Raw genomic sequence first — 24,427 nt, forward strand, 5'->3', positions numbered from 1 at the left:
TTTGTGAGGGCAAGCCCCGGCCGGCGGCGTGCCCGGGCGGGTTGAGAATGCCGCGCATGAGGGAGACCATCGCCAGAGGCTGCGCGGCCCTGCTGATCGCCGTGGGCCTGGCCGCGGCGGCGCAGGCCCAGACCGCCACGCCGCGCTTCGAGCCGGTGGGCGAGGCGGACTCGCTGCGCGACCGCGCCGTCTCCGCGCTGGCGCTGGACGCGCACGGCTTCCTGTGGGTGGGCATGCCGGACGGCCTGCGGCGCTTCGACGGCTACCGCTTCCGCCGCTACCCGTTGCGCGACCCCGACCCGAACGCCGCCGTCGACCAGTTCGTGCGCAGCCTGGTCGCCGACCCGCGCGGCGGCCTGTGGGTGGCCGCCGGCAACAGCGGCCTGGCCTGGCTGGACACCGCCTCCGGCCACTGGACGCGCTGGGCCCGCGCCGAGGGTGCGCCCGTCGACGAGCGCGCGCCGGCCTCCAACGCCGTGCGGGCGCTCGCGCTGGAGCCCGACGGCAGCCTCTGGCTGGGCACGCAGGGCGGCCTGTCGCGGCTGGACGCGCGGCGCCGCGGCTTCACCCACCTGCGCGGCACCGCCTCCGGCCTGCCGGACGACCGCATCGCCGCGCTGCTGCGCGACCGCCGCGGCACGCTGTGGATCGGCACCTGGCAGGGCCTGGCCCGCAAGCGCGCCGGCAGCGACCGCATCGAGCCCGTCGCGCCGGACCTCGGGCGTGCGCAGGTCACGCTGCTGGCCGAGACGCGCGACGGCCGCGTGCTCGTCGGCACCGGCCAGGGCGAGCTGCGCATGCTGGCCGCCGAGGACGGCCGCGCGCTGCCCTTCGCCGCGCATGCCGGCGCCAGCCCGGGCACCTGGCCGGTGCTGTCCATGGTGCAGGCCGGCGACGACGAACTCTGGCTGGGCGGCCGCAAGGGCATCGAGCGCCGCCGCGCCAGCGACGGCGCCCTCATCGAACGCCTGCCGCCCGAGGGCAGCAGCCCCGCGCCGCTGCCGCGCAGCGAGGTGCGCGCGCTGCTGCGCGACCCGGCCGGCCTGGTCTGGGCCGGCAGCTACGGCTCCGGCCTGATGCGCCACGTGCCGCCGCTGCCCGGCCTGACGGTCGTGCAGAACGACGGCGAGCGCTGGCGCCGCTTCGGCGACCTGGACGTGCGCAGCGTGCTGCAACTGGCCGACGGCCGCATCTGGCTGGGCACGCAGGCCGCGGGCGTCATGGTGCTGGACGCGGCGCTGCGGCCGGTCGGCGAAATCCTGAGCGCCGCCGGCCGGCGCGACCCGCTGGGCCGCATCGCCGCGATGGCGCAGACGCGCGCGGGCGTCTGGCTGGCCGCCGAGACCGAGCTGATGCGCTTCGACACCCATGGCCGCTGGCAGCAGACGCTGGACCTCGGCCGCGCCAGCACCCGCTGCCTGCACGCCACGCCCGGCGGCACGCTGTGGATCGGCACCAGCGACGGCCTGTGGCGGCTCGCGCCCGGGGCCGGCGCGCCGCAGCCGGTGGCGCTCGCGGGCGGCCCGCGCAGCCGCGGCGAGATCAACGCGCTGCAGCCGCTGCCCGACGGCAGCCTGTGGGCCGGCGGCGCCGCCGGGCTGATGCGCGTCGCCAGCCCCGACGCCGCCCAGCCCGTGGCCGAGGCGCTGGCCGCCGCCGGCCTGGTCGGCCGCACCGTGGTCGGCCTGGGCCTGGACGGCGACGGCCGCCTGTGGGTGGACACCAGCGCCGGCCTGCACCGGCTGGCCTCGGCGGCGGGGGCCGGCGGCCTGCGCTTCGAGGGCTTCCCGGCCGCCAACGGCGAGGACGTCGTCGGCGTGTTCGGCGCCAATCTGCTGACCGACGCGCAGGGCCGCGTCTGGACGCAGCGCGGCTACTTCGATCCGCGCACCGGCCAGCGCCTGGAGCTCAGCGCCGCCGACGGCGCCGACATCGGCACCGGCTGGTTCCGCGCCTACACGCGGCTGGCGGATGGGCGCTTCCTGTTCGGCGGCGCGCGCGGCCTGCTGGTGCTGCAGCCCGAGCGCGTCGCGCCCTGGACCTACCAGCCCCCGGTCGTCGCCACCGAGCTGCGCATCGCCAACACCGCCTGGCCGGTGCCGGCCGACGGCCAGCCGCTGGTGCTGCCGCCCGGCGAGCGCAACTTCAGCATCGGCTTCGCGGCGCTGGACTTCAGCCTCCCCACCGCGCTGCGCTACCGCTACCGCCTCGAAGGCCTGGACGCCGACTGGCAGGACGCCGCCGCCACCGGCCGCCGCGCCGCCTACACCAACCTCGACCCCGGCCGCTACGTCATGCGCGTGCAGGGCAGCAACCGCCAGGGCGACTGGAGCCCGCGCGAGCTGCGGCTGGAGGTGCAGGTGCCGGCCGCGTGGTGGCAGACGCGCTGGCTGCAGGCGCTGGCGGCGCTGGCCGCGGCCGGCCTGCTGCTGGCCGGCGTGCGGCTGCGCACGCGGCTGCTGCTGCAGCGCCAGCGCCTGCTGGAGGCGCGCGTGGCCGAGGCCACGGCGGCGCTGAACGCCAAGTCCGCCGAGCTGGAGGACGCCAGCCTCACCGACCCGCTGACCGGCCTGCGCAACCGCCGCTTCCTGGAGCGGCAGATGCCCGGCGACACCGCCCTCGCCGCGAGCCGCCCGGAGGGCGACAGCGGGCTGCTGTTCTTCCTGATCGACGTGGACCACTTCAAGCGCGTCAACGACGAGCACGGCCACATGGCCGGCGACGCGGTGCTGATGCAGATGCGCGGCCGGCTGGCGCAGGTGTTCCGGGCGTCCGACCACCTGGTGCGCTGGGGCGGCGAGGAGTTCCTCGTCGTCGCCCGCGAGACGCCGCGCCCGTGCGCCGCCGAGCTGGCCGAGCGCGCCCGCCAGGCCATCGCGGCCCAGCCCTTCGAGCTGGACGACGGCACGCGGCTGGCGCTGAGCTGCTCGGTCGGCTTCATCGCCTTCCCGCTGTGCGCGGAGCTGCCGCACGCGCTGGACTGGCGTGCCGCCGTGGACCTGGCCGACGCGGCGCTCTACGAGGCCAAGCGGCGCGGCCGCGATGCCTGGGTCGGCCTGCTCGCCGCCCGCGCCGCCGATGAGGCCGGGCTGCGCGAGGACACGCGGCTGGCGCTGGACGACTGGGCCGCCAGCGGCCGGCTGCAGATGGTGAGCGGCCCTGCGCGGCGCGGCCCCGCCTGAGCGGCGGGCCCCCACCGGCAGGCAGAATTCCCGGATGACATCCCTGACGAGGTGGGGCGCAGCGCTGCTGGCCGCCGTGGCGCTGTGCGGCGCCGCGCGGGCGGTGGTGCCGCGCTTCGAGCCCGTCGGCGAGCCCGGCGCGGTGCGGGACAACGTGGTGTCCGCGCTGGCCATCGACGCCCGCGGCCTGCTGTGGGCCGGCTCGCCGGAGGGCCTGCTGCGCTTCGACGGCTACGCCTTCCGCCGCTACCGGCTGGCGGTGCCGGATGGCCGGCTGCTGCCCGAGCAGTTCGTGCGCGCCATGCTGCCCGACCCGCGCGGCTGGATGTGGGTGGCCGCCGGCAACAGCGGCCTGGTGCGGCTGGACCTGGCCAGCGGCCGCTGGGCCCGCTGGGCGCGTGACGGCGCCTCGGCCGACGACGCCGCCCCCGCCGCCAACACCGTGCGCACGCTCGCGCTGGCGCGGGACGGCACGCTGTGGCTGGGCGGCAGCGGCGGGCTGGACCGCTTCGACGTGCGGACCCAGCGCTTCACCCACCACCGCGGCCGCGACGACGGCCTGCCCGACCCGCGCGTGCAGTCGCTGCTGGTGGACCGCCAGGGCACGCTGTGGATCGGCACCTGGCGCGGCCTGGCGCGCAAGCCGGCCGACGGCCCGATCGAGACGCTGGACGTGGGCCTGTCGGACCAGCTCGTCACGCTGCTGGCCGAGACGCTGGACGGCCGCGTCATCGCCGGCACCGCGCAGGGCCAGTTGCGCGCGCTGTCGCCCGGCGGCGCGCGGCTGCCGTTCAGCCCCGGCGCGCACGCGGGCGCCAGCTCGGGCACGTCGCCCGTCATGGCGATGGCGCAGCCGGACGGCGACGAGCTCTGGTTCGGCGACGCGTCGGGCCTGTCGCGCCGCCGCGCGGCCGACGGCGCGCTGATCGAGCGCCTGCCCGCCAACGGCGCGGGCGCCGGCACCGCGCCGCGCAGCGACGTGCGCGCGCTGCTGCGCGACGCCTCCGGCACGCTGTGGGCCGGCAGCTACGGCGGCGGCCTGATGCGCCACGTGCCGCCGCTGCCGGGGCTGTCGATGGTGCGCGACGCCGTCGCCGGTGGCGACGCCGGGCTGGACGTGCGCAGCATCCTGCAGCTGCGCAGCGGCGAGGTCTGGCTGGGCACGCTGTCCGGCGGCATCGAGCGGCGCGACCGCCAGCTGCGCCCGGTCGGCCGCATCCGGCCAGGCCCCGGCGGCCTGCCGCCCGGCCGCGTCAACGCGCTGGGGCAGAGCCGCGACGGCTCCGTCTGGGTGGCCGTGGACACGCAGCTGCTGCGCTTCGACGCGCAGGGCCGCTGGCGGGAGACGCTGCGCAGCGGCAATGCGGTGCCGCGGCGCTTCCACGCCGCCGACGACGGCGCGCTGTGGATCGCCACGCTGGACGGCGTGATGCGCTGGACGCCGGCGCACCCGGCGATGCGTCCGGTCGCGACCGCCGGCCTGGTGGGTGGCACCGGCGAGGTGAACGCCTTCGCCAGCCTGCCGGACGGCAGCCTGTGGGCCGGCGGCGCGGCGGGCCTGTTCCGCATCGCCCGGCCCGGAGCTGCGGAGCCGGTGGCCGAGTGGGTGGAGGCCACCGGCTTGACCGGCCAGACCGTGCTCGGCATGGCCGTGGACCCGGGCGGCCGGCTCTGGGTGGACACCGGCACCGGGCTGCACCGGCTGGTGCACAGCGACGGCCGGCGGGCGCGCTTCGAGGCGGTGGCCGCGTCCGGCGAGGGCGGCTCGTTCGGCGCCAACCTGCTGTTCGACCGGCGGGGGCGCATCTGGTCGCAGCGCAATGTGTTCGACCCGCGCAGCGGCGAGCGCCGCGAGCTGGGCGCGGCCGACGGCGCCGACCTGGGCACCGGCTGGTTCCGCGCCTATGCGCAGCTGGACGACGGCCGCCTGCTGTTCGGCGGCGCGCACGGGCTGCTGGTCATCGAGCCCGAGCGCTTCGCGCCCTGGACCTACCAGCCGCCGCTGGTGGCCGTGGAGCTGCGCGTGGACGGCCAGGCGCGGCCGCTGCCGCCGGATCACGGCACCGTGACGCTGGCGCCCGGCGAACGCGCGTTCAGCCTGGCGTTCGCGTCGCTGGACTACAGCCAGCCCGGCCGCAACCGCTACCGCTACCGGCTCGCCGGGCTGGACCCCGGCTGGGTGGACGGCACGCTGAGCCGCTCGGCCACCTATACCAACCTCGCGCCCGGCCAGTACCGGCTGCAGGTGCAGGGCAGCAACCGCGACGGCGCCTGGACGCCGCACGAGCTGCAGCTCACCGTGGACGTGCGCGCCGCCTGGTGGCAGACCCGCTGGGCGCTGGCGCTGGCCGTCGTGGCGGCCTGCCTGGGCGTGGCCGGCATCGTCGCGATGCGCACGCGGCTGCTGCTGCGCCATCGCCGCGTGCTGGAGGCGCGCGTGCGCGAGCGCACCGAGGCGCTGGAGGCGGCCAAGGCGGCGCTGACGGCCAAGTCCGCCGAGCTGGAGGAGGCCAGCCTCACCGACCCGCTGACCGGGCTGCGCAACCGCCGCTTCCTGGACCGCCGGATGCCGGCCGACGCGGCGCTGGCGCAGCGCCGCCACGAGCCGTCGCCCGGGGCTGCCGGCAGCGGGCAGGACCTGCTGTTCTTCCTGATCGACATCGACCACTTCAAGCGCATCAACGACGCCCACGGCCACATGGCCGGCGACGCGGTGCTGGCGCAGATGCGCGGCCGGCTGGAGGCGGTGTTCGGCGCGTCCGACCACCTGGTGCGCTGGGGCGGCGAGGAGTTCCTGGTCGTGTCGCGCGGCACGCCGCGGGCGCGCGCGGCGGAGCTGGCCGAGAGCGCCCGCGCGGCCGTCTCGGCGCGGCCCTTCGTGCTGGAGGACGGCACGCGGCTGGCGCAGACCTGCTCGGTGGGCTTCTGCGCCTACCCGCTGTGCCCGGCGCTGCCGCGCGCGCTGGACTGGCGCACCGCGATCGACCTGGCCGACGCCGCGCTGTACGAGGCCAAGGAGGCCGGCCGCGACGCCTGGGTGGGCCTGGTGAGCGCGCAGGCCGGCGGCGAGGCGGAGCTGCTGCGCGACGTGCGCCGCCCGCTGGAGCGCTGGGCGGCCGACGGGCGGCTGCAGGTGCTGCGTTCGGCGCGGTAGCGGGGCAGGTCAGCCGGGCAGCGCCGGCCCCCAGCCCAGCGGCGCGGGCAGCGCGGCCAGGATGCGCTGGCGCAGCGCCGCGTAGGCCGCGTCCACCGGCTGGCCGGCGCGCGGCGCGAGCGGGTCCTGGTGGCTGCCGAAGGCCTCGTCCAGCGCCGCCCAGTCGTCGGCGCTGAACAGCTGCGCGGCGCGCGGCAGCACCTCGGTCTCCTCGCGCTTCATGTGGTTCAGGTAGCGCGCCGAGTACACGCGCAGCTGCTGCTCGAACTTCTCGCGCCGCGCCTCGCCCATCTGCTCCCAGGCCAGCAGGCTGTGCTGCAGCTCGCGGATGGCGCGCTCGCCCTGGGCGTGGTCGGCGTCCAGGTCGTCCAGCGTCGCGCGCATGTCCGGCGCCAGCGCGCGCAGCCGCGGGAACAGCAGGTCGCTTTCCTTCTGGTGGTGCAGGCGCTCGGGGAACTCGTCCACGTAGAACAGCATGGCCCGCAGCGCGGCGAAGTCGGGCGGCACGTGGGCGCGGCGCTGGGCGTCGAGCAGCAGCGGCAGCGTGCGCAGCATGGCGGCGAGGGCGTCGTGCTCGGCGCGGATCACGCGCACGGCCAGGGGCATGGGGGTGGCAGGCATGGGCGCAAGCGTGGCGCGTGGGCGCGGGTCCCGCCTTGCGTTGGATCAAGCCGGGCGCGGGCACCCCCGTAAAATCCCGCGCTTCGCCCACCGCCCAAGGAAAGCCCCGGCATGACTGCAACGACCGCCTCCCCCACTCTCATGGCCAACGCGATCCGCGCTCTTGCGATGGACGCGGTGCAGGCGGCCAACTCCGGCCACCCGGGCGCGCCCATGGGCATGGCCGAGATCGGCGTGGCGCTGTGGGCGCGCCACCTGAGGCACAACCCCGCCAACCCGCACTGGGCCGACCGCGACCGCTTCGTGCTGTCCAACGGCCACGGCTCGATGCTGATCTACGCGCTGCTGCACCTGACGGGCTACGACCTGCCCGTCGCGGAGCTGAAGGCCTTCCGCCAGCTGCACAGCAAGACGCCGGGCCACCCCGAGGTGGGCATCACCCCGGGCGTCGAGACGACCACCGGCCCGCTGGGCCAGGGCATCACCAACGCGGTGGGCCTGGCGCTGGCCGAGAAGCTGCTGGCGCGCGACTTCAACCGCGACGGCCACGCCATCGTCGACCACCACACCTATGTCTTCCTCGGCGACGGCTGCCTGATGGAGGGCATCAGCCACGAGGCCGCGTCGCTGGCCGCCGCCTGGAAGCTGAACAAGCTGATCGCGGTCTACGACGACAACGGCATCTCCATCGACGGCCAGGTCGCGCCCTGGTTCGGCGACGACACGGCCAAGCGCTTCGCCGCCTACGGCTGGAACGTCGTCGGCCCGGTGGACGGCCATGACGTGGACGCCGTGGACGCCGCCATCGCCCGGGCCAAGAAGAGCCAGGACAAGCCCACGCTCGTCATCGCCCGGACCCGCATCGGCCAGGGCTCGCCCAACCGCGCCAACACCGCCAAGGCGCACGGCGAGCCGCTGGGCGCCGAGGAAATCAAGCTGACCCGCGAGGCGCTGGGCTGGAGCAGCGAGCCCTTCGTGATCCCGGCCGAGGTCTACGCCGCCTGGGACGCCAAGGCCGCCGGCGCGCAGGCCGAAGCACAGTGGGACGCGCGCTTCGACGCCTACGCCGAAGCCCACCCCGAACTGGCCGCCGAGTTCCAGCGCCGCATGGCCGGCGTGCTGCCCGCCGACTTCGCGCAGGTCGCCGTGGACGCCGTCGTCAAGGCCCATGCCGAGGCGCAGACCGTCGCCAGCCGCAAGGCCAGCCAGCTGGCGCTCGAAGCCTTCACGGCCAAGCTGCCCGAGCTGCTGGGCGGCAGCGCCGACCTGACCGGCTCCAACCTGACCAACACCAGCTCGACGCCCAACCTGCGCTTCGCCGCCGACGGCAAGCCCAACGACGGCCGCCACATCAACTACGGCGTGCGCGAGTTCGGCATGGCCGCGGTGATGAACGGCATCGCGCTGCACGGCGGCTTCATCCCCTACGGCGGCACCTTCCTGACCTTCAGCGACTACAGCCGCAACGCCATCCGCATGGCCGCGCTGATGAAGCAGCGCGTCATCCACGTGATGACGCACGACTCCATCGGCCTCGGCGAGGACGGCCCGACGCACCAGTCCGTCGAGCACGTCGCCAGCCTGCGCCTGATCCCCGGCCTGGACGTCTGGCGCCCGGCCGACACGACCGAGACGGTGGTCGCCTGGACCATGGCGCTCGGCAACGCGCAGCGCCCCAGCCTGCTGGCGCTGTCGCGCCAGAACCTGGCCTACACGCCCAAGGCCAACGTCGATGAAATCGCCCGCGGCGCCTACGTGCTGGCCGAGCCCGCCAAGGGCAAGGCCAAGGCGGTCATCATCGCCACCGGCTCCGAGGTGCAGCTCGCCATCGCCGCGCAGCAGCTGCTGGCCGACGAGGGCGTCAAGGTGCGCGTCGTCTCGATGCCCAGCACCAACGTCTTCGACCGCCAGGACAAGGCCTACAAGAAGCAGGTGCTGCCCAAGGGCCTGCCGCGCGTCGCCGTCGAGATGGGCGTCAGCGACTTCTGGTGGAAGTACGGCGTGGACGCCGTCGTCGGCATCGACACGTTTGGCGAATCGGCCCCGGCCGGCGTGCTGTTCAAGCACTTCGGCTTCACGCCGGAGAACGTGGCGGCGACCGTCAAGGCCGTGCTGAAACGCAAATGAATCCGCGGGGCGGGGCGCTTCGCTGAGAATCGCCGCCGCCTGACGACGAAAGATTTCTTTTCTCTGGAGACTTTCCCATGACCATCAAGATCGGTATCAACGGCTTCGGCCGCATCGGGCGCATGGTGTTCCGCGCCGCCATCGCCAACTTCAAGGACATCGAGGTCGTCGCGATCAACGACCTGCTGGAGCCCGACTACCTGGCCTACATGCTCAAGTACGACAGCGTGCACGGCAAGTTCGACGGCGAGGTCGCGGTGGACGGCAACACGCTGGTCGTCAACGGCAAGAAGATCCGCCTGACCGCGGTGAAGGACCCGTCCGAGCTGAAGTGGGCCGAGGCCGGCGCCGACATCGTCATCGAGGCCACGGGCATCTTCCTGGACAAGGCCGGTGGCGAGAAGCACCTGGCCGCGGGCGCGAAGAAGGTGATCTTCTCGGCCCCGTCCAAGGACGAGACGCCGATGTTCGTGTTCGGCGTCAACCACGCCAAGTACGCGGGCGAGGCCATCATCTCCAACGCCTCCTGCACCACCAACTGCCTGGCGCCGCTGGCCAAGGTGCTGAACGACAAGTGGGGCATCAAGCGCGGCCTGATGACCACCGTGCACGCCGCCACCGCGACGCAGAAGACCGTGGACGGCCCGAGCAACAAGGACTGGCGCGGCGGCCGCGGCATCCTGGAGAACATCATCCCCAGCAGCACCGGCGCGGCCAAGGCCGTCGGCAAGGTCATCCCCGAGCTGAACAAGAAGCTCACCGGCATGAGCTTCCGCGTGCCGACCAGCGACGTGTCGGTGGTGGACCTGACCGTCGAACTGCTGAAGGACGCGACGTATGACGAGATCTGCGCCGAGTTCAAGGCCCAGAGCGAAGGCGCGCTGAAGGGCGTGCTGGGCTACACGGAGGACAAGGTGGTGGCCACCGACTTCCGCGGCGACCCGCGCACCTCCATCTTCGACGCCGACGCAGGCATCGCGCTGGACGGCACCTTCGTCAAGCTGGTGTCCTGGTACGACAACGAGTGGGGCTACTCGAACAAGTGCCTGGAGATGGTGCGCGTCGTCGCCGGGTGATGTGAGCCCTCGGCCCGCAGCTTGAGGACAGGACGGGGTGCCATCGGCACCCCGTTTTTCATGCGCTGGCGGCGGGGTGGGGAGCGGCGCCGAGTTCGCCGGATTCGCGCGCCTGCCTGCCGTAGACGAACTCGAACAGCGGCGTGGCCATCATCGTCGTCACCACGGCCATCAGCACCAGCATGGAGAACAGCGCCGGGCCGATGATGCCCTTCTGCAGGCCGATGTTGATGATGATGAGCTCCATCAGGCCGCGCGAGTTCATCAGCGCGCCGATGCCCAAGGCGGTGCGGTTGTCCTCGCCGGCCACGCGCGCGGCCAGGTAGCAGGCGCCGAACTTGGCCAGCACCGAGGCCGCCAGGATGCCCAGCGCGATCAGCAGCAGGCCGGCGGAGTTGATCATGTCCAGCCGCGTGTTCAGCCCCGAGTAGGTGAAGAACATCGGCAGCAGCAGCACGACGGCCAGCGGCTCGACCTTTTTCTTCAGCTCGGCGGCGAACAGCCCGCGCGGCATGACGGCGCCGAGGATGAAGCCGCCGAAGATGGCGTGGATGCCCACCGCGTCCATCACGAAGGCCGACAGGCAGAACAGCGCCATCGTCACGCCCAGCACCGTGGTGCTCATGTGGCCCTCGCGCTCGACGATGCGGCCCAGCGGCGCCAGCAGCCGGCGGCCGAACAGCATGATGAACGCCGCGTAGAGCACGCCGCCGCCGATCGCCAGCACCGCCACGCCCGGGCCGGCGCCGAAGGCCGCCAGCACCAGCGCCAGCACGCACCAGGACACCGCGTCGTCGAAGGCGCCGGCCGTCAGCGACAGCGTGCCCAGCGAAGTGTCGGCCAGGCCGCGCTCGTTGATGATGCGCGCCAGCATGGGGAAGGCCGTCAGCGCGATGCAGGCGCCCATGAACAGCGTCGCGTTGGCCGGCGAGATGCCCTCGGCGAACAGCCCGGGCACGCCCACCAGCGCCGGCGTGATCAGGAAGGCGATCAGGAACGGCGCCGTGATGCCCGCGAGCGACACGCCGATGGCGCTGCGCGCCTTGGTGGCGAAGTGGTCCAGCCGCAGCGTGGTGCCGACGAGGAACATGTACAGCCCGACGCCCAGCTGCGCGCCGCAGTACAGCACGTTCTTCATCTCCTTCGGGAAGATGGCGGCCTGCACGTCCGGCGCCAGCAGGCCCAGCAGCGACGGGCCCAGCAGCACGCCCGCGATCATCTCGCCCACCACCTGCGGCTGCCCCAGGAAGCGGCGCCCCGCCCAGCCCACCACGCGGCAGGCCAGCAGGATCACCGCGAGCTGCAGGAAGAAGCGGACGCTGAAGTCCGTGGGCGAATAGGTCTGCGCCGCGGCGGGCACGGCCGGGCCGTGCTTGGCGAACACGTCGGCCAGCACGGCCCAGGCGTTGAAGTCGTCGAGGTTCATGGGGTTTCCGGGGAGCCGCAGGCGCACCGCTGAAAGCGCTGCCAGCGCGGGTGACGCACTGTGCCAGCACGGTGCCGGCCGTCCATCGGGGTGTACCCAATGGACGGCGGCTGTCGGGGGAGAAGGTTTCCAGTCCGCCGGTGCCATTGAAACATTTCACTTCATGGCAAAATAATTTCCATAGAAATTCTGGAGCGGGCATGCAGGCCAGTCCGGTCATCGAGGTGGAGCGCACGATGGTGCTCGGCAAGGCCCTGCAGCGGGCGGCCGAATGCCTGGGCCTCAACGGCCGCACCCTGGCGCGGACGGTGGGCTTCAGCGAGCCCACCGTGTCGCGCATCCTGCGCGGCGAGCGCGGGATCGCCCCGGACTCCAAGGAAGGCCAGCTCAGCCTGATGCTGATCCGCGTGTTCCGTTCGCTGGACGCCCTGGTCGGCGGCGACGACGCCAAGCGCCGCGCCTGGATGGGCAGCCACAACACCGCGCTCGGCGGCGTGCCCGCCGCGCTCGTCGTCACGCCGGAAGGGCTTGCCCGGCTGCTGGCCTACCTGGACGGCATGCGCGCGCCGATCTGACATGGCGTCCGCCGCACAGGAGCCGTTCGCTTGGCGCCCGGCCTGGTTCCTGGACTGCGCGCGGGACGGGATGACGGCCTGGCGCGGCGTGGAGAGCCAGTCGCAGGTCGCCACCTGGCGGCTGGTCGACTCGGGAGCGGAGCATGACACGCTGGAGGCGATGCTGGAGGCCTCCAAGCCGCCGCTGCCCGACGGCTGCGAAGGCCTGCACTACCTGTGTTTCACCCCGTTCCGCTACACCTCCCCGTATCCCTCGCGCTTCCGGCGGCCGGGCGAGGCCGGGGTCTGGTACGGCGCGGCATCGGTGGCGACGGTCTGCGCGGAGCTGGCCTACTGGCGGCACCGCTTCATCCTGGATTCCGCCGGCCTGGCCCGGGACGGCAACGGGCTGCTCACCCGGCATACGCTGTTCCAGGCCCGGATCGACGGACGCGCGCTGGACCTGACCGCCGCCCCCTGGAGCGCCGGGCATGCCGCCTGGACCCACGGCGCCGACTACCGCGCCACCCAGGCCGTGGCCGCAGACGCCCGCGCCCACGGCGTCGAGTGGATCCGCTACGAGTCGGTGCGCCACCCCGGCACGCACTGCGCCGCCGTGCTGGCTCCCCGGGCGCTGGCCGGCGGGCACCCGTTCGACCTGCAGGAGTGGGTGTGCCACGCCACGCGCTCCCGGGTGATCCTGAACCCGCTGGCCGGCGGCACGCGGCACAGCTGGGATTTCTAGCGGGCGCGGCGGCGGCCGGCCCGCGTCAACACTGCCGGCTCAGCGCATCACGATCAACTGGACCCGCCGGTTCGTGCTGCGGCCCTCGCGGGTGCTGTTGTCGGCCAGCGGCGCGGAGGGGCCGTAGCTGATCGTGGCCATGCGCGCCAGCGGGATGCCGGCGCGGGCCAGGTGCAGGCGCACGGCCTCGGCGCGCTTCAGGCCCAGTTGCTGGTTCAGCGCGTCGCTGCCGGTGGCGTCGGTGTGGCCCTGGATTTCGATGAACACCGGCTGGTTGTCGGCCTTGAGCTTGGCGGCGAGCTGATCGAGCTCCTGGCCGGCCTGCTCGGTGAGCTGGGCGCGGCCCGAGCTGAACTTGATCTTGTCGTCGCTCAGCAGCACGGTCATCAGCAGGCTGGGCGCGGGCAGCTTCTTGGCGGCCTCCGCGCGTGCCGCAGCCTCCTGCTGCAGGGCCAGGATGCGCGCCTCGCTGCCTTGCAGCCGGCCGTCCAGGGCCTTGAGGCCGTCGTCATGCGCCTGCACGCGGGCGCCGAGGCCGTCGACGCTGGTCTGCACCGGGGCGACGGTCTCCCGGACGAAATCCTGGGTGGCACAAGCGCTCAGCAACACGGCGCTGCTGGCGACGATCAGGGTTGAAAGTCTGGACATCGGTGGACTCGTTGAGGAAGAAGGAGGCGCGACTCTAGGCAGACCCTCCGCGGCAAACGTACCGAGCTGTGAGCAATCACGGCGCCGTTAACCAGGCGGCACAAAGTCTTACCGTTGCGCGCCGATCCGGCGGCCCGGCAGCCGGCAGCGGTGGCGGCGCCGTGGCCCACCGTCAACTCATCCCCCGGAAGGCGAGGCCCTGCCCTCGGTGCGCGCGCTCGCCAGCCAGTACCTCATCAACCCGCTGACCGTCACGCGGGCGCTGCAGGCGCTCAGCGACCACGGCCTCATCGAGAGCCGTCGCGGGCTGGGCATGTTCGTCATGGCGGGCGCGCGCCAGCGCCTGCTGCAGCAGGAGCGCGAGCGCTTCCTGCGGCGCGACTGGCCGGTGCTGCGCGCCCGGCTCAAGCGGCTGGGGCTGACGGCCAAGGACCTGAACTGGGAGTCGACATGAACCTCATCGACGTGAAGAACGCCACGCTGCGCTACGGCAGCAAGACCGCCCTGCGCGACGTGTCCGTCACCGTGCCGCCGGGCCGCGTGGTGGGCCTGCTGGGCCACAACGGCGCCGGCAAGACCTCGCCGATGAAGGCGCTGGTGGGCCTGCTGCCGGTGCAGGGCGAGGTGTCCGTGCTGGGCCTGGCGCCGGCCCGCGACCGCCAGCAGCTGCTGGCGCAGCTGAGCTACATCCCCGACGTGGCCGTGCTGCCGCGCTGGGCGACGGTGCGCGAGCTGATCACGCTGACGGCCCGGCTGCAGCCGAAATTCTCGGCCGAGCGGGCACGGGCGCTGCTGCGGCGCACCAGCGTCGGCGAGGGCGACAAGGTCAAGCGCCTGTCCAAGGGCATGGTGGCGCAGACCCACCTGGCGCTGGTCGCCGCCATCGACGCCAGGCTGATGATCCTGGACGAGCCGACGCTGGGCCTGGACGTGGCGTCGCGCAAGGGCTTCTACGAGATGCTGATCGACGAGTGGTGCGACGGCGAGCGCAGCGTGCTGATCTCCACGCACCAGGTCGAGGAGGTGGAGACGCTGCTGTCCGACGTGGTCATGCTGGACGAGGGGCGCGTCGCGCTGGCGATCAGCCTGGAGGACATCGACCGCCGCTTCGTCGCGCTCAGCCACGACCCGGCCGCCGCCGACGCGATGGCCGCCGCCCACCCGCTGCTGCGCTACCGCGAGCAGGGCCGCACCACGGCGCTGTTCGACGGCGCGCCGCCCGAGCACGTGGCGAGCCTGGGCCAGCGCGTGCGGCCCAGCCTGGTGGACCTCTTCATGGCGCTGACCCGCAACCCGGCCCTGAACCAGAAGCAAGCCTGAAGGAACTGCCATGCACACCCACCTCCCCACCCTGCTGCTGCGCGAATGGATGCAGCACAAGCGCGGCTGGCTGATCGCCGCGTTCGCGCCGCCGCTGCTGTTCCTGGCGCTGCTGCCGTTCGGCCGGGTCTCGGGCCTGCCGCAGGAGCACCCCGAGCTGCTCGCGCTGGCCACGCTGCTGGTCGCCGCCGTCTCGGGCTATGGCATCTGCCTGCTGGTGGCGCTGTTCCAGCTGCCCGGCCTGGCGCGGCGCGACGTGCAGGACCGCTCCATCGAGTTCTGGCTGTCGCTGCCGGGGCGGCCGAGCGAGAGCGTGGCGGCCACGGTGCTGGCGCACGCCTGGCTGGCGCCGCTGGGCGGCGCCGTGGCGGGCGCGCTGCTCGGCCTGCCCATCGCCCTCGGCGTGCTGGCCGCCCAGGGCGGCGCCGGCATGGCGGCGTCGGTGCCGTGGGGCCAGGTCGCCGCTGCGGCGGTGCCGCTGCTGCTGCGCGGCCTGGTGGGCACGCTGCTGATGCTGCTGTGGCTGCTGCCCGCCATCCTCACGCTGATGGCCGCGTCCGCCTGGCTCAAGCGGCTGGGCGTGCCGCTGGTGCTGGTGGGCGGCGGCGTCGCGGTGGCGGTGCTGGACACCGCCTACGGCATCAGCGGGCCGCGCCAGGCGCTGCAGGGGCTGGGCGAGCACATCAACCGCACGCTGGTGCATGACGCCCCGGCCCTGGCCGAGGCGCTGAAGACCGGCGCCAGCCTGTGGCAGTGGCTGCTGCACGACCTGGGCGGCGCACTCGCCGGCCTGGCCTCGCTGGCGTTCGCCGGCTGGCTGGCCGTGGCGGCCGCGGGCTTCGCGCTGGTGGTGGCCAGGCGGGCGCGCGGCGGCTGACGGCGCGTCAGCCCGGCGACTTCTTCGGCATCAGCGCCAGGAACTCGCGGCGCAGGTTGGCGTCGGTCAGGAAGGCGCCGCGCATGACGCTGTTGGTCATCGCCGACTGGCTGTCCTTCACGCCGCGCCAGTGCATGCAGAAGTGGTCGGCCTCCATGACGACGGCCAGCCCGTCGGGCTTCACGCGGGCCTCCAGCTCGTTGGCCAGCATGATGACGGCCTCCTCCTGGATCTGCGGGCGGTTCATCACCCACTCGGCCAGCCGCGCGTACTTGGACAGGCCGATCAGGTTGGAGTGCTCGTTGGGCATGATGCCGATCCACAGCCGGCCGAGGATGGGGCACAGGTGGTGCGAGCAAGCGCTGCGCACGGTGACGGGGCCGACGATCATCAGCTCGTTGAGCCGGCCGACGTTGGGGAACTCGGTGACCGCGGGCGCCGGCACGTAGCGGCCGGCGAACACCTCGCGCACGAACATCTTGGCCACGCGCTTGGCCGTCTCCTGGGTGTTGTGGTCGCTGTCGGTGTCGATCACCAGGCTCCTCAGCACCTCCTGCATCCGGGCCTGCACCTCGGCCTGCAGCGCGTCCAGCTCGCCGGGTTCGACGAAGGCGGCGATGTTGTCGTTGGCGTGGTGGCGGCAGCCGGCCGACACGAGGCGGTAGCGGATGCGCTCGGAAACGGGGGCGTCTTGGGCGGGGGCGTTCATGGGGTGGATTGTCCGGGCAATGCGGACTTCTACACTGAAGCCATGTCCCCAAGCCCCCAACCCGCCGGCCCCGGCGCACCGCTGCACCGGCTGCTGGCCCAGGCGGCCGACGCGGTGCAGGGCGTGCGCGAGGGCCGCTCCCTCACCGACCTGCTGGCCCGCGTGCCCGCCGACCTGCGCCCCGGCACGCAGGCGCTGGCCTTCACGGCGCTGCGCCGCCTGGGCGGCGCAGAGGCCGTGCGCCGGCAGCTCGCGCCCAAGGCGCCGCCGCCGCGCGTCGACGCGCTGCTGCTGGTCGCGCTCGCGCTGCTGTGGCCCGAGCCGGAACCCGGCTCGGCGCCGATGTACGCCGACCACACGCTGGTCGACCAGGCCGTCCGCGCCGCCAAGGCGCGCGCGCCCGCCAGCGCCGCCTTCGTCAACGCCGTGCTGCGCCGCTTCGTGCGCGAGCGCGCCGCACGCGTGGCCGCCGCCCGCCACAGCCCGCAGGGCGCCTTCAACCACCCGGCCTGGTGGATCGAGGCGCTGCGTGCCGACTGGCCCGAGCACTGGCAGGCCCTGCTCGCCGCCAACAACCGCCCGCCGCCGATGACGCTGCGCGTCAACGCGCGGCACGGCACGGCGGCCGGCTACGTCGAGCGCCTGGCCGCGCTGGGCCTGGGCGCGCGCGCGTTCGGCCCGGCCGCGCCGCAGGCCGTGGTGCTGGACCGGCCGGCGCCGGTGGCGGCGCTGCCCGGGTTCGCGCAGGGGCAGGTGTCCGTGCAGGACGCCGCCGCGCAGCTGGCCGCGCCGCTGCTGCTCGGCCCCGGCCTGCGGCCCGGCGCCCGCGTGCTCGACGCCTGCGCCGCGCCCGGCGGCAAGACGGCCCACCTGCTGGAGCTGCAGCCCGACCTGCAGCTCACCGCGCTGGACGCCGACGCGCAGCGCCTGGCCCGCGTGCGGGAGACGCTGGACCGCCTCGGCCAGCAGGCCGTGCTGCAGGCCGCCGACGCGCGCCAGACCGCCGCCTGGTGGGACGGCCGGCCCTTCGACGCCATCCTGCTCGACGCACCCTGCAGCGCCTCCGGCATCGTGCGCCGCCACCCGGACGTGCGCTGGCTGCGCCGGCCCGAGGACATCGACGCGCTGGCCCGCGTCCAGGCCGAGCTGCTGGAGGCGCTGTGGCCGCTGCTCGCGCCGGGCGGCCGGCTGGTGTACGCCACCTGCTCCGTCTTCCGCGCCGAAGGCCAGGCCCGGCTAGACGCATTTTTGCAACGCCATCCCGAGGCGAAGGCCCACACCCTGCCCGGGATCACCGGGCACCTGCTGCCCCTGGCCGACAATGCCAGCCCGGACCGGCCGTCCCTGGACGGCTTCTTCTACGCCCTGCTGACCCGCCCCTGATTTGTCCGCCCGCACCGTCATCGCCGCCTGTTTTGCCGCGCTGCTGCTCGTCCTGCTGCCGGGCGGGGCGCGGGCCGAGGGCGTGGAGCTGGCGCAGCTGGCCGCGCGGCGCACCGACGACGGGCTGGAGCTGAGCTTCACCACGCGCTTCGAACTCGGCCGGCCGGCCGAAGATGCGCTGCACAAGGGCGTGCCGCTGTACTTCGTGGCCGAGGCCACCGTGCTGCGCAACCGCTGGTACTGGCGCGACGCCCGAGCGGCCCACGCCGAGCGCAGCTGGCGGCTGGCCTGGCAGCCGCTGACCCGGCAGTACCGCGTCTCCACCGGCGGCCTGCACCAGAGCTTCGCCACGCTGGACGAGGCCCTCACCGTGCTGCGCGGCCAGAGCGGCTGGCGCATCGCCGAGCCCCGGGACATCGAGGACGGCGGCAGCTACTACCTGGAATTCAGCTACCGGCTCGACGTCAGCCAGCTGCCGCGGCCCATGCAGATCGGCCTGCAGGCGGGCTTCGCGCTCGGCATCGAGACGACGCGCAGCTTCACGCCTGATTTCGGCCTGAAATGAGCCGCACCGCTCGCTGGGGCTGGATCCTCACGCTGGTGACGCTGACCGGCGTGGCCGGCGTGCTGGCCTTCGTGCTGACCGTCGGCACCACGTCCGAGCGCGGCTTCTTCGAGCGGCACTACCACTGGCTGTTCTGGGTCAACGTCGCCGTCGCCGCAGTGCTCACGATGGTCATCCTGACGGCCGCCGTGCGCCTGGTGCTGCGCGTGCGGCGCGGCCGCTTCGGCAGCCGGCTGCTGTTCAAGCTCGCGGCCATCTTCGCGCTGGTGGGCGTGGTGCCGGGGCTGATGATCTACGCGGTGTCCTACCAGTTCGTGAACCGCAGCATCGAGACCTGGTTCGACGTGCGGCTGGCCAGCGCGCTGGAGGCCGGCCTCAACCTCGGCCGCGGCACGCTGGACGCGATGGTGGCCGACCTCGGCAACCGCACCCGCGACGCCGCCGACCAGCTCGCCGACGGCAGCACGCCGCAGCCGCTCGCACTGGAGCGCCTGCGCGACAAGCTCGGCGCCCGCCTGGTGGCCATCGTCGGCGGCAACGGCCAGATCCTGCTGGAAAGCGGCGGCGACACGCGCCAGCTCACGCCCGACCGGCCCGGCAGCACCATGCTGCGCCTGGCCCGCTCCGGCGCGCCGCAGAGCCAGCTCGAAGGCCTGGAGGACGAAGCCGCCGCGCTGCAGGGCGACGCCCGCATCCGCGCGCTGGCGCTGCTGCCCAGCGCCGAGCTGCGCCTGGGCCTGGGCGAGCGCTACCTGATGGTGGTGCAGCCCGTGCCGGCCAGCATGCTCAGCAACGCGCTGGCCGTGCAAGCGGCCAACAGCGAGTACCAGCAGCGCTCGCTGGAACGCGTCGGCCTGCGCCGCATGTACCTGGGCACGCTGACGCTGGTGCTGATCCTGGCCGTGTTCGCCGCGCTGCTGCTTGCCGTCACGCTCGGCAACCAGCTCGCGCGCCCGCTGCTGATGCTGGCCGACGGCGTGCGCCAGGTCGCGCAGGGCGACCTCTCGGTGCGCCCGGCGCTCGCGTCGCGCGACGAACTCGGTGGCCTGACGCGCTCCTTCGCCGACATGACCGGCCAGCTCGCCGACGCGCGCGCCCAGGTGTCGCGCACCGTGGCCGAGCTGGACGCCGCCCGCACCCACCTGCAGACCATCCTCGACAACCTCACCGCCGGCGTGCTCGTGTTCGACGCCGGCGGCCGCATCGAGACCGTGAACCCCGGCGCCACGCGCATCCTGCGGCTGCCGCTGTCCGCCTACGTCGGTCGCCCGCTGGCCGACGTGCCGGGCCTGGCGGCGTTCGCCGCGTCGCTGCACCAGCGCTTCGACCAGCACCTCGGCCCCGAGCGCGAGCTGTGGCAGGAATCGTTCGAGCTGCAGCTCGACCCCAAGCAGGATCCGCTGACGCTGCTCGTGCGCGGCGCGCCGCTGCCGCAGGCCAACCGCCTCGTCGTGTTCGACGACATCTCCGAGGTCGTCTCCGCGCAGCGCTCCGCCGCGTGGAGCGAAGTCGCGCGCCGGCTGGCCCACGAGATCAAGAACCCGCTGACGCCCATCCAGCTCTCCGCCGAACGCCTGCAGCACAAGCTCGAGGCCAGGCTCGAAGGCGCCGACCAGGCCATGCTCGTGCGCTCCGTGGCCACCATCGTCAACCAGGTGCAGGCGATGAAGCAGCTCGTCAACGAGTTCCGCGACTACGCCCGGCTGCCCTCCGCCCAGCTGCACCCGCTGGACCTGAACGGCCTCGTCCACGAGGTGCTCAGCCTCTACGCCGAGGCGCAGGAGCGCGGCCGCCTCACCGCCGAGCTGGCGTCCGCGCTGCCGCACATCAAGGGCGACGCCAGCCAGCTGCGCCAGGTCATCCACAACCTCGTGCAGAACGCGCTGGACGCGGTGCATGACCAGGCCGGCGGCCACGTCACCGTCTGCTCCACGCTGTCGCTCACCGAGTCCGGCGCGCCGCGCTCCGTGCGCCTGCACGTCATCGACAACGGCCCGGGCTTCGCCGACAACGTGCTCAAGCGCGCCTTCGAACCCTATGTGACGACCAAGACCAAGGGCACCGGCCTGGGCCTGGCCGTCGTCAAGAAGATCGCCGACGAACACGGCGCGCGCATCTCGCTGCGCAACCTGCATGCCGCGCCAGATGCGGGTTCTCCCCCCGCGGACGGGCATGACGGCCCCGTGACCGGCGCACAAGTTTCGCTATCATTTTCGAATCTGGCCCCCGCCACCGAGCCCGGTGCGCACGGCGCCAGCACCTAAGGATTCATGGCCACCATTCTTGTTGTCGACGACGAACTGGGCATCCGCGCCCTGTTGTCCGAAATCCTCAGCGACGAGGGGCACACCATCGAGCTGGCCGAGAACGCCGCGCAGGCGCGCGCCACGCGCGAACGCATGCGCCCCGATCTCGTGCTGCTCGACATCTGGATGCCCGACGTCGACGGCGTCACGCTGCTCAAGGAGTGGGGCGGCGCCGGCCTGCTGACCATGCCCGTCATCATGATGAGCGGCCACGGCACCATCGACACCGCGGTGGAGGCCACCAAGTTCGGCGCCACCGCCTTCCTCGAAAAGCCCATCACGCTGCAGAAGCTGCTGCGCGCCGTCGAGCAGGCGCTGGTCAAGGCCGCGCCGCGGCCCGCGCCGGCGCCCCTGATGGGCCTGCCCAGCTACGCCCGGCCCGACCCCATCGGCCAGGCGCCGTCCGGCCTGCCGGGCCACGGCGCGGCGGGCCTGGCCGGCCACCTGCCGGGCGGCGGCAACGCGCCGGCATCCGAGCAGAGCTTCGAGCTCGACCGCCCGCTGCGCGAGGCGCGCGACGCCTTCGAGAAGAGCTACTTCGAGTTCCACCTCGCCAAAGAGAACGGCTCCATGACCCGCGTGGCCGAGAAGACCGGCCTGGAGCGCACCCACCTGTACCGCAAGCTCAAGCAGCTGGGCGTGGACCTCAGCCGCAACAAGCGCGGCAGCGCAGGCTGATCGGCGCCGCGGCTTGTGCTACAGTCGCGGACTTCGCTGAACGGCCCCGCGCCGCAGCAGCGCAAGACCCGAAGGCCTGGTAGCTCAGTTGGTAGAGCAGCGGATTGAAAATCCGCGTGTCGGTGGTTCGATTCCGCCCCAGGCCACCAAGAATCTCTCAGAAGCCCATCCATCGTGATGGGCTTTTGCGTTTCCGGGGTGTGCCGCATTGGCGTAGGGTGGTTCGGTGTGGGTTCGGCGGTAGAGGGCGTTCGGTGTGGGACTGACTGCAATGGGTTGGCAACGAACGAGTCGCCACCCCATTCCCCCGCCGAGTGCCGACGCGCAGAGGCCTGAAGCAGAATGAGGTGATCCCCACGATTTCCCCAGTGCATGTGATGCGCAGTTGGGGTGCAATCCGCACACCGAATCGCGATGGGCCGGGATCACCCGAGGAAACACACACATGGGAAGGCTGGGAAGGGCTCTTTGCATCATCTGCACCTGGTGCGCGGGAGCGTTAGTCCCGATGTCGTGCGCCTGGGCCGCGCCCGAGCTCTCACCATTGCGTGCGCAGTTCGAGCTTGCCGACGATCACATTGACTACGGCGAAACCAAGCTGCTGGTTGATCGCGTCATCGCCCCTGAGACAGACACCGATTCGGTACGTCGTCAGCTTGATCAGTGGGAACTTGCAATTCGCGGCATGCTGCCCGCTCATCCCACGCCGCGCCAGATTCTCGATACCCTGCTGAAGACGCTCTATCTGGCTGGCCCCTGGAACCAAGGCCGTCCCTTCAGCTATGACCTCTCGGATCCCCTGGGCAGGAATCCGAAGAACAAGTTGCTGGCGACCTACCTGGCAAACCGCAAGGGCAATTGCGTCTCGATGCCGATCCTTGTCGCCATCCTCGGTCAGCGATTGCACTTGCCGGTGACATTCGCCACGGCACCCAGCCACGTCTTGGTGAAATTCGGAGACAAGCAGCAAGGAATTTGGTTGAACGTTGAAGCCACCGCCGGCGGCTTCAAGTCCGACAGCAGCTACGAGCGCGAAACCAACATCTCGGCGAGCGCAATCAAGAACGGGATTTACCTGCGACCACTCACGCCGCACGAGGGCGTGGGCGTCATCGCAGCAACGCTGATGGAGCATTACGCGGCCCAAAAGAACGGCGATGCCCTGATGGCTGTGGCCGACCTCGCGCTGAAGGCCAACCCGAGAGATGCGGTGGCCATGGTCTGGAAGGCCAACGCCTACCATCTCCAAACAGAGCAGCGCATCACGTCCAGGTATCCGAACGCCTCGGACATGCCTCCAGCTTTGCGTGAAACCTACCATCGCTTGACCCGAGAGAATCTGGCTTGGTTCGCCAAGGCCGAAGCGCTCGGGTGGACACAGGAAACGCCCGAGCAAGAAGCCGACTATCTTCAATCCATCGAGCGCGAGCAAGCGCGGAGAAGCCCATGATGCGCAGGTCTGTTTCAATACTGCTTTCCGTCGCCCTGTGGGTGTTTGCGCTCGATGCGTCGGCACTGCTCGTACCCGTGAGCCCACTGACGTCGGACACACACAAGGGCGAAAACTTCCATCGCTACGACGGAACGCTCCCCGGTGCCACAACCGACAAGGAGCGATGGTCAGTTGTCGAAGATCGCCGGGTTGTGGCGCGGAATGCCGAAGCGGCGGCCCCAATGCCAACTGCGCCTGCCGATGAACTCGACCGGCACACGCGCAGGAGGCCCGCCAATGCGGGCTACATGCAGCAGCGGTATTACGTTCCGATTGCCGGCAGGTTCCTCAGCGTGGACCCGGTAGTCACCGATGCCAACACCGGCAAGGGCTTCGGGCTGTACACCTACGTTGAGAACAATCCGTACTCGAAGGTGGATCCTGACGGCAAGGATGCCGTGGTTCTCTATGGCGGTGGGATCAGCTCGAATCCGTTTGGGCACATTGCAATCGCGGTGACCGGGAAAGGTGTGTATAGCCCTGGAACGGGGACTGCGCCTGGCTCAAGCACGAGTGCGTATGTATCCAAACAAGCCGAATATCGCGATACGGGTGTGATCGTTCTGAAAACAACCCCTGCTCAGGATGCTGCGATAGTCAAGTCTATGGAGTCGGCATCCGAGCGCCCAATGCCGAGCACACAAGACGGTGCGGCTGCCATGCTGAATGACAATTGCGCCACACGTGTTGGTGACGCGCTGCAAAGCGCTGGCGTCATATCTTCGGCGACTGTGGCCGGCATGACGCAATTCACCGGTATTCACTTCCCGAAGGATGTCTTGAAATCCACCCTAGCCGATAACCCGTCCGCGTCATCGACAACTGTTGGCAAGGGGCAAAAGCCGCCTGAGGACTTGAAGAAGTTCGATCCGCCAAAGAAGACGGATGAGAAATGAGAGCGTTGAAGTTGACTTTGCTGGCCGCTGTAATTCTTGCGGTTGCCATTGGTGCATTGAAGTTGGGCGCCACATACTGGACTACGGTCCGCGATGACCTTGATGAAAAGGCAGAGTGGTCGATCTTGCAGGCGGCGTATCAGACAAACAAGAACAAGAAGTCAGACGCTTGCTCGCCAATCCACTATGTGTACAAGGACTCAAAAGCGATTGGATTCTGGTCGTCGCAAGGTTGGGTTTGGATCTTGGTTCCTTCTCATGCAGGTGGCGGCATAAAAGTGCTGCCCGAGGGGGTGGAATTCTACTTGCCTAGAGCTGGGATTGAGGCCGCCATTGCAGACGTTAGCGATCCCGGTGTAGTTAAGTACATCCGTGACAACTCGGTCCCTGGTTGCCCTTAAAGTCGTTCGGTTGGCGTGACCCGCCCGTGGTCAGCCTGCGATGTAAAACCTCTTCGCAACTACGGTGCGGCCCGGCGGAGCACCTTGAGTGGCCTGCTTGGGTTGAGGCAAAAACCACCCCGCAAGGACAACGCTGCACAGCCAGCACCGTCGCCCGTCTCCTCGGTCGCGGCATCTCAGAACGGCGCATCGCGCGCCGGGTGCGTGAGGGCAGAGCGGTGGCGCAGGGCGATCTGTTGCAATAACGTGGTGTGGCCGTTCTTCAAC

General features: G+C 71.9%; 20 protein-coding genes and 1 tRNA gene. 17 read left to right on the top strand and 4 right to left on the bottom strand.

What is annotated here, in order from left to right:
• Positions 1–56: 56 nt before the first annotated feature.
• Together QM788_RS00395 and QM788_RS00400 are read left to right on the top strand one after the other, a co-directional pair.
• Positions 57–3,182 (top strand): diguanylate cyclase, encoded by a 3,126-nt coding sequence (locus QM788_RS00395; protein WP_415659512.1) that lies wholly within the window; start codon positions 57–59, stop codon positions 3,180–3,182.
• 34 nt (positions 3,183–3,216) lie between these two features.
• Positions 3,217–6,336, top strand: a complete 3,120-nt coding sequence (locus tag QM788_RS00400) for a two-component regulator propeller domain-containing protein (protein ID WP_415659513.1) — start codon at positions 3,217–3,219, stop codon at positions 6,334–6,336.
• A 9-nt stretch (positions 6,337–6,345) separates the two neighbouring features.
• Here the strand turns inward: QM788_RS00400 and QM788_RS00405 are convergent, their stop codons facing one another.
• On the bottom strand, positions 6,346–6,957 hold the full coding sequence (locus QM788_RS00405) for a hemerythrin domain-containing protein (protein WP_415659514.1): 612 nt from the start codon (positions 6,955–6,957) through the stop codon (positions 6,346–6,348).
• A gap of 141 nt (positions 6,958–7,098) precedes the next feature.
• On the opposite strand from QM788_RS00405, the gene tkt reads away from it, so the two are divergent.
• Together tkt and gap are read left to right on the top strand one after the other, a co-directional pair.
• Positions 7,099–9,084, top strand: a complete 1,986-nt coding sequence (gene tkt / locus QM788_RS00410) for a transketolase (protein WP_415659515.1) — start codon at positions 7,099–7,101, stop codon at positions 9,082–9,084.
• 77 nt (positions 9,085–9,161) lie between these two features.
• Positions 9,162–10,160 carry a type I glyceraldehyde-3-phosphate dehydrogenase gene (gene gap / locus QM788_RS00415; protein WP_415659516.1) on the top strand — a complete coding sequence of 333 codons (999 nt, stop codon included), beginning with the start codon at positions 9,162–9,164 and terminating at the stop codon, positions 10,158–10,160.
• A 58-nt stretch (positions 10,161–10,218) separates the two neighbouring features.
• Here the strand turns inward: gap and QM788_RS00420 are convergent, their stop codons facing one another.
• Positions 10,219–11,586 (bottom strand): cation:proton antiporter, encoded by a 1,368-nt coding sequence (locus QM788_RS00420; RefSeq protein WP_415659517.1) that lies wholly within the window; start codon positions 11,584–11,586, stop codon positions 10,219–10,221.
• 200 nt (positions 11,587–11,786) lie between these two features.
• Between QM788_RS00420 and QM788_RS00425 the strand changes: the two genes are divergently transcribed.
• Both QM788_RS00425 and QM788_RS00430 read left to right on the top strand, forming a co-directional pair.
• Positions 11,787–12,161, top strand: a complete 375-nt coding sequence (locus QM788_RS00425; protein ID WP_415659518.1) for an antitoxin Xre/MbcA/ParS toxin-binding domain-containing protein — start codon at positions 11,787–11,789, stop codon at positions 12,159–12,161.
• A gap of 1 nt (position 12,162) precedes the next feature.
• Positions 12,163–12,885 carry an RES family NAD+ phosphorylase gene (locus QM788_RS00430; protein ID WP_415659519.1) on the top strand — a complete coding sequence of 241 codons (723 nt, stop codon included), beginning with the start codon at positions 12,163–12,165 and terminating at the stop codon, positions 12,883–12,885.
• A 39-nt stretch (positions 12,886–12,924) separates the two neighbouring features.
• Here QM788_RS00430 and QM788_RS00435 read toward each other — a convergent pair whose 3' ends face one another.
• Complete coding sequence (locus QM788_RS00435; RefSeq protein ID WP_415659520.1) at positions 12,925–13,533, bottom strand: OmpA family protein; 609 nt, start codon at positions 13,531–13,533, stop codon at positions 12,925–12,927.
• 199 nt (positions 13,534–13,732) lie between these two features.
• On the opposite strand from QM788_RS00435, the gene QM788_RS00440 reads away from it, so the two are divergent.
• The 3 genes from QM788_RS00440 to QM788_RS00450 are packed head-to-tail and all read left to right on the top strand — an operon-like array spanning position 13,733 to position 15,730.
• Positions 13,733–13,987 (top strand): GntR family transcriptional regulator, encoded by a 255-nt coding sequence (locus QM788_RS00440; RefSeq protein WP_415660290.1) that lies wholly within the window; start codon positions 13,733–13,735, stop codon positions 13,985–13,987.
• Positions 13,984–14,853, top strand: coding sequence for an ABC transporter ATP-binding protein (locus QM788_RS00445; RefSeq protein ID WP_415659521.1), 870 nt, complete (start codon positions 13,984–13,986; stop codon positions 14,851–14,853). The genes QM788_RS00440 and QM788_RS00445 overlap by 4 nt, the downstream gene beginning before the upstream one ends.
• 10 nt (positions 14,854–14,863) lie before the next feature.
• The gene (locus QM788_RS00450; protein ID WP_415659522.1) at positions 14,864–15,730 is read left to right on the top strand and encodes a hypothetical protein; all 867 of its coding nucleotides are present in this window, start codon (positions 14,864–14,866) and stop codon (positions 15,728–15,730) included.
• Positions 15,731–15,737: 7 nt separating this feature from the next.
• Here QM788_RS00450 and folE read toward each other — a convergent pair whose 3' ends face one another.
• The gene (folE, locus tag QM788_RS00455; RefSeq protein ID WP_415659523.1) at positions 15,738–16,439 is read right to left on the bottom strand and encodes a GTP cyclohydrolase I; all 702 of its coding nucleotides are present in this window, start codon (positions 16,437–16,439) and stop codon (positions 15,738–15,740) included.
• Between the two features lie 42 nt (positions 16,440–16,481).
• Between folE and rsmB the strand changes: the two genes are divergently transcribed.
• The 8 genes from rsmB (at position 16,482) to QM788_RS00495 (ending at position 24,160) form a co-directional block, all read left to right on the top strand.
• A complete protein-coding gene (gene rsmB, locus QM788_RS00460; protein WP_415659524.1) occupies positions 16,482–17,822 on the top strand; it encodes a 16S rRNA (cytosine(967)-C(5))-methyltransferase RsmB in 1,341 nt (446 codons plus the stop codon).
• 1 nt (position 17,823) lies between these two features.
• Positions 17,824–18,387 carry a DUF4390 domain-containing protein gene (locus QM788_RS00465; protein ID WP_415659525.1) on the top strand — a complete coding sequence of 188 codons (564 nt, stop codon included), beginning with the start codon at positions 17,824–17,826 and terminating at the stop codon, positions 18,385–18,387.
• A complete protein-coding gene (locus QM788_RS00470) occupies positions 18,384–20,651 on the top strand; it encodes an ATP-binding protein (protein ID WP_415659526.1) in 2,268 nt (755 codons plus the stop codon). The genes QM788_RS00465 and QM788_RS00470 overlap by 4 nt, the downstream gene beginning before the upstream one ends.
• Before the next feature lie 6 nt (positions 20,652–20,657).
• Complete coding sequence (locus tag QM788_RS00475) at positions 20,658–21,371, top strand: response regulator (protein WP_415659527.1); 714 nt, start codon at positions 20,658–20,660, stop codon at positions 21,369–21,371.
• A gap of 73 nt (positions 21,372–21,444) precedes the next feature.
• A tRNA-Phe gene (locus QM788_RS00480) sits at positions 21,445–21,520 on the top strand.
• Between the two features lie 296 nt (positions 21,521–21,816).
• Positions 21,817–22,821, top strand: coding sequence for a transglutaminase family protein (locus QM788_RS00485; protein WP_415659528.1), 1,005 nt, complete (start codon positions 21,817–21,819; stop codon positions 22,819–22,821).
• Entirely contained in the window at positions 22,818–23,759 is a 942-nt protein-coding gene (locus tag QM788_RS00490) for an RHS repeat-associated core domain-containing protein (protein WP_415659529.1), read from the top strand. The genes QM788_RS00485 and QM788_RS00490 overlap by 4 nt, the downstream gene beginning before the upstream one ends.
• Positions 23,756–24,160 carry a hypothetical protein gene (locus QM788_RS00495; protein ID WP_415659530.1) on the top strand — a complete coding sequence of 135 codons (405 nt, stop codon included), beginning with the start codon at positions 23,756–23,758 and terminating at the stop codon, positions 24,158–24,160. The genes QM788_RS00490 and QM788_RS00495 overlap by 4 nt, the downstream gene beginning before the upstream one ends.
• Positions 24,161–24,427 lie beyond the last annotated feature (267 nt).

This window comes from Roseateles sp., from assembly GCF_047654785.1.
Lineage (GTDB): Bacteria > Pseudomonadota > Gammaproteobacteria > Burkholderiales > Burkholderiaceae_C > Pelomonas.